At 40.4% G+C, this 14,169-nt stretch carries 12 protein-coding genes; 11 read left to right on the top strand and 1 reads right to left on the bottom strand.

The genetic code is table 11. The annotated features are described in order from the left end of the window. Window position 1 precedes the first annotated feature (1 nt). From murE to lpxC, 11 genes are all read left to right on the top strand, one after another. On the top strand, window positions 2-1,483 hold the full coding sequence (gene murE / locus Q1K78_RS05895; RefSeq protein ID WP_300175403.1) for a UDP-N-acetylmuramoyl-L-alanyl-D-glutamate--2,6-diaminopimelate ligase: 1,482 nt from the start codon (window positions 2-4) through the stop codon (window positions 1,481-1,483). After that, a complete protein-coding gene (murF, locus tag Q1K78_RS05890) occupies window positions 1,480-2,838 on the top strand; it encodes a UDP-N-acetylmuramoyl-tripeptide--D-alanyl-D-alanine ligase (protein WP_300175401.1) in 1,359 nt (452 codons plus the stop codon). The genes murE and murF overlap by 4 nt, the downstream gene beginning before the upstream one ends. Beyond that, entirely contained in the window at window positions 2,838-3,920 is a 1,083-nt protein-coding gene (gene mraY / locus Q1K78_RS05885; RefSeq protein ID WP_300175399.1) for a phospho-N-acetylmuramoyl-pentapeptide-transferase, read from the top strand. Before murF ends, mraY begins: the two co-directional genes overlap by 1 nt. Before the next feature lies 1 nt (window position 3,921). After that, window positions 3,922-5,247, top strand: coding sequence for a UDP-N-acetylmuramoyl-L-alanine--D-glutamate ligase (murD, locus tag Q1K78_RS05880; protein WP_300175397.1), 1,326 nt, complete (start codon window positions 3,922-3,924; stop codon window positions 5,245-5,247). A 2-nt stretch (window positions 5,248-5,249) separates the two neighbouring features. Continuing rightward, window positions 5,250-6,452, top strand: a complete 1,203-nt coding sequence (gene ftsW / locus Q1K78_RS05875; protein WP_300175395.1) for a cell division protein FtsW — start codon at window positions 5,250-5,252, stop codon at window positions 6,450-6,452. Then, on the top strand, window positions 6,436-7,500 hold the full coding sequence (gene murG / locus Q1K78_RS05870) for an undecaprenyldiphospho-muramoylpentapeptide beta-N-acetylglucosaminyltransferase (RefSeq protein WP_300175393.1): 1,065 nt from the start codon (window positions 6,436-6,438) through the stop codon (window positions 7,498-7,500). Before ftsW ends, murG begins: the two co-directional genes overlap by 17 nt. A gap of 18 nt (window positions 7,501-7,518) precedes the next feature. Next, window positions 7,519-8,982 (top strand): UDP-N-acetylmuramate--L-alanine ligase, encoded by a 1,464-nt coding sequence (gene murC, locus Q1K78_RS05865; protein ID WP_300175391.1) that lies wholly within the window; start codon window positions 7,519-7,521, stop codon window positions 8,980-8,982. Window positions 8,983-9,211: 229 nt separating this feature from the next. Next, the gene (locus Q1K78_RS05860; RefSeq protein WP_300175389.1) at window positions 9,212-9,952 is read left to right on the top strand and encodes a cell division protein FtsQ/DivIB; all 741 of its coding nucleotides are present in this window, start codon (window positions 9,212-9,214) and stop codon (window positions 9,950-9,952) included. Window positions 9,953-9,966: 14 nt separating this feature from the next. Next, on the top strand, window positions 9,967-11,229 hold the full coding sequence (ftsA, locus tag Q1K78_RS05855; RefSeq protein WP_300175387.1) for a cell division protein FtsA: 1,263 nt from the start codon (window positions 9,967-9,969) through the stop codon (window positions 11,227-11,229). Between the two features lie 32 nt (window positions 11,230-11,261). After that, entirely contained in the window at window positions 11,262-12,497 is a 1,236-nt protein-coding gene (ftsZ, locus tag Q1K78_RS05850) for a cell division protein FtsZ (RefSeq protein ID WP_300175385.1), read from the top strand. A gap of 105 nt (window positions 12,498-12,602) precedes the next feature. After that, window positions 12,603-13,520 (top strand): UDP-3-O-acyl-N-acetylglucosamine deacetylase, encoded by a 918-nt coding sequence (gene lpxC / locus Q1K78_RS05845; protein WP_300175383.1) that lies wholly within the window; start codon window positions 12,603-12,605, stop codon window positions 13,518-13,520. A gap of 101 nt (window positions 13,521-13,621) precedes the next feature. On the opposite strand, the gene Q1K78_RS05840 is transcribed toward lpxC, so the two are convergent. Next, window positions 13,622-14,092, bottom strand: a complete 471-nt coding sequence (locus Q1K78_RS05840; RefSeq protein ID WP_300175381.1) for a DciA family protein — start codon at window positions 14,090-14,092, stop codon at window positions 13,622-13,624. Between the last annotated feature and the right edge of the window lie 77 nt (window positions 14,093-14,169).

Genomic DNA, 14,169 nt, shown 5'->3' with positions numbered 1-14,169 from the left:
GATGATGCAGTTATCTGAATTACTGTTGCCTTGGTGTGAATTAACTCAATCTGTGGCAATTTCATCGATGACACTGGACAGTCGTAATGTGTCTTCTGGCTGTCTTTTTATCGCAGTTAAAGGTCATGCTGTTGATGGGCGACAATTCATCCCCTTGGCAATAACAAAAGGTGCAGTTGCAATTGTAGCGGAAGCTGATGATGAAAATATAGCGGGAACCGTTACGACAATTGAAGGTGCCATTGTTGTTTACATTGACTCCCTATCCGAAAAACTAAGTGCTATTGCTGGTCATTTTTATCACGCTGATAAGCGAGAAATGAAATTAGTTGGTATTACTGGTACCAATGGTAAAACAACGATTTCTCAGATTATTGCGCAGTGGGCAACGTTACTAAATACGCCGGCAGGTGTAATGGGTACGACTGGTAATGGTCTATTGACGGATCTGAAACCTGCGTTAAATACCACGGGCAGCCCGCTTGAAATTCAACAAACACTAAGTGAATTAGATAGTATTGGCGCAGAACTTACGGCGTTAGAAATATCCTCTCATGGTTTAGTTCAAGGCCGAGTCAATGCATTATCGTTTGATGCGGCAGTCTTTACCAATTTAAGCCGTGACCACCTTGATTATCATGGCACTATGGCTAATTACGCTGAAGCGAAAAAATTGTTATTTACCGCTCATCAGCCTAAGAACTCAATTATAAATGTAGATGACGCTATTGGGCTCTCTTGGTTAAAAGAGTTACCTCAGGCTGTCGGTGTATCACTAAATGAAGAGCAACTAGTTGGTCATTCAGGTCAAAAAGTATTTGCTACCTCTGTTGCTTATTCTACTAATGGGATTCAATTAACATTAGCCTCTGATTGGGGTGATGCAGAGCTTTCTGTACCATTAATTGGCGCATTTAATGCCAGTAATGTATTGGTTGCTTTCGCGACACTTCTTTCTCTTGGTTATGACATTAAAGAGCTTGCTCAATCAGCTTCACAACTGAGTGCTGTTATTGGCAGAATGGAATTGTTCTCAGCAAAAGACAAAGCGAAAGTAGTTGTTGATTATGCGCATACACCGGATGCTCTTGAGAAAGCATTACAAGCATTGCGTGTTCATTGTGAAGGTCAGCTTTGGTGCATTTTTGGCTGTGGTGGCGACAGAGATACTGGTAAGCGACCTATGATGGCTCGTATTGCTGAAGAGCAAGCTGATGTGATTATTTTAAGTGATGACAACCCACGCTCTGAAGATCCCGCTCTGATTATAAAAAATATGTTAGCCGGATTGCTGAAACCAGACGCCGTGCATGTGGTCCATGATCGCTTTGAAGCGTGTCAATTTGCATTATCTCAAGCGAATGAAAAAGACATTATCCTACTTGCAGGAAAAGGGCATGAAGATTATCAAGTGCTTGCAGGTAAAACGATTCATTATTCAGATCGTGAAAGTGCACAGACATTATTAGGACTATTATCATGATAGCAATGACATTAAGCCAGATCGCAGCCGTTTGTGGTGGAAAAGTGATTGGCATTGATTGCCAAATATCATCGGTTTCTACTGACAGCCGAAATATAGATAAAGAAGGGCTTTTCGTTGCATTAATTGGTGAGCGTTTTGATGCCCATGACTTTGCAGAAACAGCAAAAGAGCAAGGGGCGTTGGCTTTATTGGTTTCTCGTGAACTAGCGTGCTCACTTCCTCAAATTATTGTTGAAGATACTCAAAAAGCGTTGGGTTTACTAGCGCAAGCCGTTCATCAGCAATGCAGTACGTTTACGTTTGCCCTAACAGGAAGTTGTGGCAAAACGACAGTCAAAGAAATGCTTGCTTCAATATTACAAGCATCTGGTAATGTATTAGCTACCGCGGGTAACTTTAATAATGAAATTGGTGTGCCATTGACATTATTACGCTCTCAACCAAGTGATGACTTTGCGGTTATTGAATTGGGGGCTAATCATCAACATGAAATTTCTTATACTACTCGTTTGGCTCGCCCAAATGTGGCTCTAGTTAATAACGTAGCAGCAGCGCATTTGGAAGGTTTTGGTTCACTTGACGGTGTTGCGAAAGCAAAAGGTGAAATTTTTGAAGGATTGCAAGATAACGGTACGGCTATTTACAATTTAGATAGTAATGGTTTACCTAAGTGGTCTGAATTATTTGATGGAAAAAAAGTGCTGTCGTTTTCGATGAGTGATCCAAGTGCTGATTTCTATGCCTCAAATATTGAGGTTAATTCCATTGGTGAACCAAGCTTTCAATTACACACCACTATTGGCTGTATTTTAGTTTCTTTATCTATTATTGGTAAGCACAATATCAGTAACGCAGTCGCAGCTGCAGCGCTAGCGCGTCAAACTGGTTGCTCGTTAGTTGATATTCAACAAGGACTTCAACGATTAGGTAATGTGAAAGGTCGTGTTGCGGTGGAAACACTAGCTTCAGGTTTGAAGGTTATTGATGACACCTATAATGCGAGTGTCCCTGCGGTAAAAGCGGCGGTTGATCTCCTAGGTGCGTTTTCTGGCCAGCGTTGGCTAGTTTTAGGCAATATGGCAGAGCTGGGTGAAGAAAGCCTTGCACTTCATCGTGAAGTTGGTGAATATGCTGCCCCATATCAATTTGAGCAAGTAGTAACATTTGGTGATGATACGAAGGTGATTAGTGAGCTATGTAATGGCCGTCATTTTGAAAGTCGCGCAGAATTGAATTGCTATTTGAAACAAGAATTACAATTAATTAAAAATAACGAGGTTACTGTGTTAGTGAAAGGTGCCAATAGTTCACGTATGAGCGAAGTGGTTTTAGCTCTTAAGGAGAGTCAGTAATGATTATCTGGTTATCTAACTTTTTAGAGCAATATTTCCCATTTTTTCGTTTATTCGAATACCTTAGCTTTCGAGCTATTTTAAGTATTATTACTGCATTATCTATTTCGTTATGGATGGGACCAAAGCTAATTAGATGGTTACAGAACCTACAAATTGGTCAAGTGGTTCGTGATGATGGTCCAGAGTCTCATTTTAGTAAACGTGGTACCCCAACCATGGGCGGGATCATGATCTTAACCGCGATTACGGTTACGGTATTCTTATGGGCTGATTTAACTAATCCTTATGTTTGGGCGGTTATCTTCGTCTTACTTGGCTATGGTGCGGTTGGTTTTGTTGATGATTACCGAAAAGTGGTTCGTAAAAATAGCGATGGACTTATTGCCCGTTGGAAATATTTTTGGCAGTCAGTTATTGCGTTAGTCATTGCTTTTGCTTTGTATGCTTATGGTAAAGATACCGCTGCAACCCAACTTGTGGTTCCGTTCTTTAAAGATGTGATGCCTCAGCTTGGTTTGACTTATATTCTTTTAACTTACTTTGTTATTGTTGGTACAAGTAACGCGGTAAACCTGACTGATGGCTTAGATGGTTTAGCGATCATGCCAACCGTATTTGTGGCTGGAGGATTTGCTTTCATTGCGTGGGCAACAGGCAACGTACAGTTTGCTAACTATTTGCATATTCCACACATCCCACAAGCAAGTGAATTGGTTGTCGTATGTGCTGCGATCGTAGGTGCCGGTTTTGGTTTCTTATGGTTTAACACATACCCAGCACAAGTATTTATGGGCGATGTTGGCTCATTAGCACTAGGTGGAGCATTAGGTACGATAGCTGTTTTAGTTCGTCAAGAATTCTTATTGGTTATCATGGGTGGTGTCTTTGTTGTTGAAACATTATCGGTAATCCTACAGGTTGGTTCATACAAGCTACGTGGCCAACGTATCTTCCGTATGGCCCCAATTCATCACCATTATGAATTGAAAGGATGGCCAGAACCTCGTGTAATCGTGCGTTTTTGGATTATCTCTATGTTATTGGTTCTTATTGCATTAGCGACATTGAAGGTACGTTAATATGACTGGTTTTGGTGGTGTGAAAAACGTTGTTGTGGTTGGCTTAGGAATGACAGGATTATCTGTTGTTAAGCATTTACTTAGACAACCAGAAGCGTTAATAGTAAAAGTTATAGATACTCGTGAAACGCCACCAGGCCAAGAACAATTGCCTGAACAGGTTGAGTTATATTCTGGTGGTTGGCAACAAGACTGGCTGTTAGATGCCGATCTTATTGTTACCAACCCTGGTATTGCACTTGCCTCTCCACAGTTACAGCCTGCGATTAAAAAGGGTACGCCAGTTGTTGGTGATATCGAACTTTTTGCTTGGGCAGTGACTGCCCCTGTGATTGCAATTACAGGATCTAATGGCAAAAGTACCGTTACTGATTTAACTGGAACAATGGCCAATGCTGCTGGTGTAAAAACTGCAGTGGGTGGCAACATAGGCTTTGCCGCGTTAGATTTGTTAGAACAAGATGCTGAACTTTATGTACTTGAGCTCTCCAGTTTTCAATTAGAAACAACCTCATCGTTAAAATTAAAAGCGGCTGCATTTTTGAATTTATCTGAAGACCATATGGATAGATATCAAGGTATGGCAGATTATCGTCAAGCGAAGCTACGTATTTTTGATCATGCTGATGTGTGTATTGTTAATCGTGATGACAAAGAAACCTACCCTGATATTGAAGTTAACAGCATAAAGAATTTTGGTTTTGATCAAGGTGATTACGGTTGTGTGCTTAATGATGGTATTTATTATCTGGCAATAGACGCAGATCCAATACTGGCAGCAAGTGAATTAGGGTTGGTTGGTAAGCACAATATTGCCAACAGCCTAGTTGCGATTGCTTTATTGGATGCCGTTGGGATTAACCTAGAATCTTCATTAGATATATTAAGAACTTACAATGGATTGACACACAGATGCCAAGTTGTAGCAGATAATCAGGGTATTCGTTGGGTCAATGATTCCAAAGCAACCAATGTTGCGAGCACTCTTGCCGCGCTGTCTGGTCTAAAGATAGAGGGTAAATTACATCTATTAGTGGGTGGAGTTGGTAAAGGTGCTGATTTTTCCGAACTATCTCCTGCGCTACATGATTTGGATTTAATGATGTATTGCTTCGGGGAAGATGGTGAGCAATTTCTGTCTTTAGATCCCCGCTCTCAACAGTGTCAAACGATGGATGAAGCAATAGAAACGCTATTTCATACTCTCAAGGAAGGTGACATGGTGATGCTATCTCCTGCTTGTGCGAGCTTTGACCAATATGCAAATTTTATGGCTAGAGGTGATGCTTTCACCCAACTAGCAAAACAGTATTCAGCTGAGAGTTAATTTTGATAATTGATCGTATTAAGCAATGGGCATCTCCAGTGCAAGAATGGTGTTTAACACCATCACCTAAAGTGATGTTTGATCGTCAGTTGATTTGGATTGCGCTTGCTCTGATGCTTACTGGTCTTGTTATGGTTGGTTCAGCCTCTTTTCCTATCAGTACACGCTTAACAGGTCAGCCTTTTCACTTTATGATGCGCCATATGCTATTCGTATGCTTAGCTCTTGGGGCTTCCTCAGTAGTATTACGTATTAAATTGGATGACTGGTTAAAGTACAGTAGCCATCTATTGCTAATTTCTTTTTTGCTATTGGCTGCTGTTTTAGTGGTGGGTAAATCAGTAAATGGTGCGGCACGTTGGTTACCTTTAGGGATCTTTAACTTACAGCCTGCCGAGGTTGCTAAACTGTCGTTATTTGTTTTTATTTCTGGCTATCTTGTTCGTCGTCATGGTGAAGTGAGAGACAGTTTTAAAGGATTCGTAAAACCATTAGTTGTTCTTATTGGCCTCGCTTTCTTTTTGTTATTACAGCCCGATTTAGGAACGACAATTGTAATGTTTGTCACAACCATCGGTATGTTATTTATTGCTGGTGCTAAGCTTTGGCAATTTATCGCGTTAGTGATGAGTGGTATCTCACTCGTTATAGTACTGATTATTGCTGAACCTTATCGTATGCGTCGTGTGACTTCTTTCTTAGACCCATGGCAAGACCCATTTGGTAGTGGTTACCAATTAACGCAATCCCTCATGGCATTTGGTCGAGGCAGTTGGTTTGGTGAAGGATTAGGTAATTCAATTCAAAAATTAGAATACTTACCAGAAGCACATACCGATTTTGTGTTTGCCGTTGTTGCTGAAGAGTTAGGTTTTGTTGGCGTATCTTTGGTACTCATTCTCATTTTTTCTTTAGTGTTAAAGGCCTTATTTATTGGTCGAGAGTGCTTGCTGCATGATCAGCGTTTTGGTGGGTTTTTAGCATTTGGGATCGGTATTTGGTTTGCTTTTCAAACGTTGGTTAACGTTGGTGCGGCAGCTGGTATCGTTCCAACCAAAGGGTTAACGTTGCCACTGATAAGTTACGGTGGTTCCAGTTTGATTATCATGTCGGTCGCAGTATCACTGTTAATTCGTATTGATCATGAATGTCGTATTTTTCTAGAAAACGAGCCTCCACGGAGCGAAAATGAAGAACAAAAATAAACGTTTATTAGTGATGGCTGGTGGCACTGGCGGTCATGTATTTCCTGGATTAGCGGTAGCAAAGCAGCTACAAAGTGAAGGCTGGGAAATTCGTTGGTTAGGAACAGAAGATAGAATGGAAGCTGATTTAGTACCAAAGCATGGTATTGAAATCGATTTTATCAAAGTAAAAGGCTTACGTGGACAGGGATTTAAAAAGCTACTAGCGGCACCATTTCAAATATTTGGCGCGATTTCTCAAGCGAAGAAACACATTCAAGCTTGGCAGCCTGATGTAGTATTAGGTATGGGTGGTTATGTAAGTGGTCCAGGTGGTATTGCTGCTTGGTTATCTGGTATTCCTGTTGTATTGCATGAACAAAATGCGGTTGCTGGGTTAACTAATCAATGGTTATCTAAAATAGCAAAACGTGTTTTTCAGGCTTTTCCTGGTGCATTTCCAAATGCAGAAGTTGTGGGTAATCCGGTTCGAGAAGATGTGTGCCAATTACCTCAACCTAGTGAGCGATTTGCAGAGCGTACCGGTCCTATTCGAGTATTAGTGATGGGAGGCAGCCAAGGAGCACGTATTCTTAATACGACCTTACCTGAAGCGTTACCAAAACTGAATCATGCTGTCGAGATCTGGCACCAAGCAGGTAAAGGAAATCAAGAAACGGTCAATACCGCTTATCAAGAAAATGGTATTACAGATGCTAAAGTTACTGAGTTTATTGATGATGTTGCCGCAGCGTACGCTTGGGCTGATGTTCTAGTATGTCGATCTGGTGCACTAACGGTTTCAGAGGTTTCAGCTGCGGGTGTTGGTTCTGTATTTATTCCTTTTATGCATAAAGATCGTCAACAAGCATTAAATGCGGACCACCTTGTGCAGTGTGGTGCAGCGCAAATGATTGAACAACAAGATTTAACAGTTCAGGGTTTGATTGATACACTGAACAAATTAGAGCGAAAAGAATTATTAGAAATGGCATGCAATGCTCGTAAGGCAGCCATTATTGATGCTGATGTACGTGTCGCCAGTGCAATTAAAAGCCTCGCAAAATAAAAAGAATTGAGATTTAGAATGATAAAAGATCAGAAACTGCAATTAGCTGAAATTAGAACTATGATCCCTGAAATGCGCCGTGTTGAATGTATTCATTTTGTGGGTATTGGTGGAGCAGGTATGTGTGGTATCGCTGAAGTACTTTTAAACGAAGGCTATCATATCAGCGGTTCAGATATGGCAGAGAATACTGTCACTGCACGTTTAGCTCAAAGAGGCGCAGAGATCTTTTTTGGTCACCAAGCCAGTAATGTAGAAAAAGCAAGTGTTGTGGTTGTATCTACTGCGATTAACCCTGAGAACCCTGAAATTGTTGCAGCGAAAGAAAATCGAATTCCAGTTATTCGTCGCGCTGAAATGCTAGCAGAGTTGATGCGTTATCGTCATGGTATTGCGGTTTCAGGTACGCACGGTAAAACTACAACCACTGCATTAACGACTCAAATTTATTCAGAAGCAGGGCTAGACCCAACTTTTGTTAATGGTGGTTTGGTAAAAAATGCAGGTACAAATGCACGCTTAGGTTCAAGTCGCTTTCTGATTGCAGAAGCAGATGAAAGTGATGCGTCATTCTTACACTTACAGCCAATGGTAAGTATTGTAACCAACATTGAAGCTGATCATATGGACACTTATGGCGGCGACTTTGAAGTTTTAAAACAAACCTTTATAGATTTTCTTCATAATCTACCATTCTATGGTCAAGCGGTAATGTGTATTGATGACGACGTGATAAGAGAATTATTACCTCGAATTAGTCGTCAGGTTATTACTTATGGTTTTGCGGAAGATGCAGATGTACGCTTAATTAAGTATCGTCAAGTGGCTCAGCAAAGCTTCTTTACCGTTCAAAGAAAAGATCGCACAGATTTAGATATTATTCTTAATATTCCGGGTAAGCATAATGCCTTGAATGCGACGGCTGCTATTGCGGTTGCAACAGAAGAAGACGTTGAAGACAGCGCGATTCTTTCTGCGCTTCTGAATTTTGAAGGAGCAGGACGTCGCTTCGATCAATTGGGTGAATTTGAAACTGGTAACGGTTCAGCAATGCTGGTGGACGATTATGGACACCACCCAACAGAAGTCGACGTAACAATCAAAGCGGCTCGTGCTGGTTGGGAAGATAAACGTTTAGTTATGATTTTTCAGCCACACCGCTATAGTCGTACTCGCGATCTGTATGATGATTTTGCTAACGTATTAGATAATGTGGATGTACTTATCATGCTTGATGTTTACTCTGCGGGGGAAACTCCGATAGTAGGTGCTGATGGGCGAGCATTATGCCGAACTATTCGTGGCCGAGGAAAAATCGATCCTATTTTTGTACCAAATATTGAAGCATTGCCACCAGTGTTAGCTAATATCCTTCAAGATGGTGATTTAGTTTTGACTCAGGGCGCTGGTGATGTAGGTAAATTAGCGAAACAATTGGCTTCAATGAAATTAAATATTGAAACTATGAAAGAGTTTGGGTGATTATTGTTTAATTAGTTAGAACTTCTAATAAAAATACGAATAATGAGATAGAATCCTTATTGTATTAATAATATCCTAGTAAGATATTGGGATAGAGAGCTTTTACACTCTATACTTATTAGATAAATTTATTTAACGCCATCAAAGCTTACGTATTTTGTATAATTGAGTTGGTAGTGGCGTTATTTGTTGGCACTGTTGTGAAAATAATATGATTAAGACGGTCAAAATGAATATTTCATTTGATAAAGAAAAAATAAGAAAACACCTACCTGGTGCACTTTTTCTTTCTTTGGTTGTGATGATTTCGTTGTGGCTTGTTATTTCAACCATAAGTTGGATGACAGATGAAGACAGATTGCCTTTATCTCATATCATTATCCAAGGTCAGTTAAAGCATATAACGACAGATGATATTCGTGAAGCAATAGATTCAATGGATTCTATTGGGACATTTATGACCCAAGATGTGAATAAACTGCAAGATGCATTATTGTCTCTACCTTGGATAGCTCAGGTATCGGTAAGAAAGCAGTGGCCTGAAACGATTAAAGTATTTGTGGTAGAGAATCAACCAGAAGCTACGTGGAATAACAGGGTAATTGTTAACCCTGATGGCGTGGTATTTAATGCGCCGATGAGTGATTTGTTAGAGCCCAAGCCGGCTTTATTTGGTCCAGAAACGAGCAGTAAAGAAGTGTTGAATTTTTGGCATCAATTACAAAATCAATTCGCCCCATTGAATATCACTGTTCATAGTGTTGCACTGACAGATAGGTTATCTTGGCAAGTTGTATTAGATAATGGCATACGATTAGAGCTTGGTCGTGATGCTCGAGAAGAAAGAGTTGATCGCTTTGTTGCTCTATATAAGCAATTAGAAAGTAAAAAGAATTCGATAGATTATATAGATCTTCGTTACGATACAGGCGCTGCTGTTGGGTGGAAGTCTGTTAATGTTGAAGATTAAAGAAGAGAATTGACATGAGTAAAACGCCAGAAGGCAGTATTATTGTTGGTTTAGATATCGGTACAAACAAAGTATCAGCGTTAGTTGGTGAAGTTTTACCTGATGGCCAAGTGAGCGTTATTGGTTCTGGATCATGTCCCTCTCGTGGAATGGATAAAGGAGGGGTTAACGATCTTGAATCAGTAGTTAAATCTGTTCAAAGAGCGATCGACCAAGCTGAATTGATGGCAGAATGTACCATTACCTCTGTATTTATTTCCTTATCTGGTAAGCACATTGCTAGCCAAATAGAAAAAGGAATGGGATCTATTTCTGAAGAAGAAGTGACTCAAGATGATATGGACAGTGTTATTCATACTGCAAAATCCGTTAAAATCGGTGATGAACAGCGAACACTGCATGTAATACCACAAGAATTTACGATTGATGTTCAAAAAGGTATTCGAAATCCAATTGGATTATCGGGTATGAGAATGGAAGTGAGTGTTCATTTAATTACATGTCATAATGATATGGCGCGCAATATAGTAAAAGCTGTAGAACGTTGTGGCTTGAAAGTTGAGCATGTTATATTCTCTGGTTTAGCATCTAGTAATGCAGTTATTACTGAAGATGAACGAGATCTTGGTGTTTGTGTTGTAGATATCGGCGCAGGTACAATGGATATTGCTATCTGGACTGATGGTTCATTACGTCACGCTGAGGTTCTACCTTATGCGGGTAATGCTGTAACTAGTGACATTGCTTACGCTTTCGGTACGCCATTCAACGATGCTGAAAAATTAAAAGTAAAATACGGTTGTGCTCTCAGTGAGCATATAAATCGTGATGAAACGGTTAATGTACCTAGCGTTGGTGGTCGACCATCAAGAAGTTTACAACGAAGAATGCTAGCAGAAGTTATCGAACCAAGGTATTCTGAGCTACTGGGTCTTGTAAATCAGCGAATTCTTGCTATTCAAGATAAGTTACGCGCTGAAGGAACAAAGCACCATCTTGCTGCTGGTATTGTATTAACTGGTGGCGGATCACAGATTGAAGGTTTGGTAGATTGCGCTGAGCGTGTGTTTCAAACCCAAGTCAGAATAGGCCAGCCTTTAGAAGTGACAGGCCTAACAGATTACGTAAAAGAACCTTACCAAGCAACAGCGGTAGGGCTTTTGCATTACGGTAAAGAAAGTCAATTGCATGATGAGGAAGATTATGTGCCAAGTAAGCACCAATCTCTCACTACCGTAATAAAGAAATTTAAAAATTGGATACTAAAAGAGTTTTAACCTGAGCGAACAGGAAGGAACGGAGAGAACAGATGTTTGAGCCGATGATGGAAATGTCCGACGAAGCAGTAATTAAAGTAGTTGGTGTAGGTGGCGGTGGCGGCAATGCTATCGAGCACATGGTACGTGAGTCAATTGAAGGTGTTGAATTTATCAGTGTAAATACTGATGCTCAGGCACTTCGTAAGACGAGTGTTAATACTGTTATTCAGATTGGTGGTGACATCACTAAAGGCTTAGGAGCAGGTGCAAACCCGCAAGTTGGTCGTGATGCTGCACTAGAAGATCGTGAAGCGATTAAAGAAGTATTAGCTGGTGCCGATATGATATTTATCGCAGCAGGTATGGGCGGCGGTACTGGTACTGGTGCTGCGCCAATTATTGCTGAGATTGCAAAAGAATTAAATATTCTAACGGTTGCTGTTGTTACAAAACCGTTTAGCTTTGAAGGTCGTAAACGTCTTGCTTTTGCTGAGCAAGGTATTGAAGAGTTATCGAAACATGTTGACTCATTAATTACGATTCCAAACGAAAAATTATTAAAAGTACTTGGGCGTGGTATCACATTACTAGAAGCGTTCGCAAAAGCGAATGATGTTCTTCGTAATGCGGTTCAGGGTATTGCAGAGTTAATTACTCGTCCTGGTATGATTAACGTCGATTTCGCCGATGTTCGAACTGTTATGTCTGAAATGGGACATGCAATGATGGGTAGCGGTACTGCAGTAGGTGAAGACCGAGCAGAACAAGCAGCAGAAGAAGCGATCTCAAGTCCATTGCTTGAAGATATCGATCTTGCGGGTGCTCGTGGTGTTCTTGTTAACATTACTGCTGGTTTAGATATGCGTCTTGATGAATTCGAGACAGTAGGTAATACAGTAAAAGCATTTGCATCAGATAACGCTACAGTGGTTATTGGTACTTCTCTTGACCCTGATATGACTGATGAAATTAGAGTAACAGTTGTTGCTACTGGTATCGGTACTGAAAAGAAACCTGAAATCACGTTAGTGACAAACAAAGCAGCTACTCCAGCAGCGACACAACCAGCAGTTCAAACTCCTGTGAAAGCAAAAGCACCAGTTGTTGAACCTATGGTTGAGAAAGCGGCACAAAACGTGCAAGTAACTAAGCCAGCTGCACAACAAACAGCACCATCAACGTCGCCTGCGGCAGGTGTTCAGAATACTGGAGCAGCGCAAGCTAAACCAGATCAGAAAGAAGATTATTTAGATATCCCAGCGTTTTTACGACGTCAAGCTGACTAATTAATCATCAAACGATTTGGTTTTATAGAAAGTTGTGTGCTAAAATATCAAACCAGTTCCTAGAATTGGTTTGATATCAAGCATATTTATAGTTGAGATGAGCATATGATCAGACAACGTACACTGAAAAGTATCGTACAAATGACAGGTGTGGGTTTACACTCAGGCCGAAAAGTCACGCTTACTCTTCGTCCAGCAGCGTCAAATACAGGTGTAATTTATCGTCGTACAGACCTTAATCCACCGGTAGATTTCCCTGCGGATCCCGAGTCAGTGCGCGATACTATGCTATGTACAGCGTTAGTTAATGATGACGGCGTTAGAATCTCAACAGTTGAACACTTGAATGCTGCATTAGCGGGCATGGGCATTGATAACGTAGTTATTGAGGTTGATGCTCCTGAAATTCCAATTATGGATGGCAGTGCAAGTCCTTTTGTTTATCTTTTGCAATCTGCAGGTATTGAAGAACTTAATACAGCGAAGAAATTCATTCGTATTAAGAAACCTGTTCGCATTGAAGATGGTGATAAGTGGGCAGAAATTCGTCCTTATAACGGTTTCCGCTTAGATTTCACTATTGACTTCAATCACCCAGCAATTGAATCAGATGACCAAAAGTTAGTGTTTGATTTTTCAAGCCAATCGTTCATCAAAGATATTTCGCGAGCTCGTACTTTCGGGTTTATGCGTGATATCGAGTACTTACAATCACAAAACTTATGCTTAGGCGGTAGTTTTGATTGTGCAATCGTACTAGATGATTACCGTATTCTTAATGAAGACGGCTTACGTTTTGCTAATGAATTTGTAACGCATAAAGTACTAGATGCTGTTGGCGACCTTTATATGTGTGGTCATAGTATTCTAGGTGAGATAAGTGCTTATAAATCAGGTCACGCTTTGAATAATCAATTACTTCGTGCTGTTCTTGCTGATCAAGAAGCATGGGAGTGGACAACTATTGAAGATGAGAAAGAGTCCCCTGTAGCGTATATGCAACCAGGAATGGTACTTGCTTAGTCCATCATCAAATAAAAAAGCCAAGCAGTTGCTTGGCTTTTTTGTATCTGTAGTATTTCTTATTTCTTATTTCTTATTTCTTATTTCTTATTTCTTATTTCTTATTTCTTATTTGCTAATGCCGCTAAACTTTCTAATCGTTTTTTTAATTTAGGCGATGCTGTTTCTGCTACCATTTCCAATGCACTTGCTGCAGCTGCTGATAACTCTCGTTTTGCTTGTTTTTCTGTTTTATATACCGTGGGTTTTTCACCAACGAAAGATCGAGCCAGATCTGGGTTGATCTTTACTTCTAAGTTAGATAAACCGGGTAAACCATGACGACGAAATGCAGATAAGATCGCGATTCTTTCGTAATTAATTCGTGTTGCCCAGACGCTACCTGAAACTTCGATCACTAAAGATCCTTGGCGATAGTTTGCCACGCGGCAATGATCTTCACAGCCTGAAGGCAGAGCGTCTTTAAGTACATGTGATAATTTGGATAAAATAATCGCTTTTTCTTGTAAGTCTTTAAAGCGAGTATTATTAAAAAAATCATTCGCAGGTTTGGGTCTGTGGTCTCGCATCATAAGGAACTCTCACAACTAGGGCGTTATTGAACAGGGTTTTATCAAAGAAAAAGTCATAAATGCTAATTAGATCTGAA

This window comes from uncultured Aliivibrio sp., from assembly GCF_946479765.1.
Taxonomy (GTDB): domain Bacteria; phylum Pseudomonadota; class Gammaproteobacteria; order Enterobacterales; family Vibrionaceae; genus Aliivibrio.
This window is presented reverse-complemented; position numbering and strand designations above follow the sequence as displayed.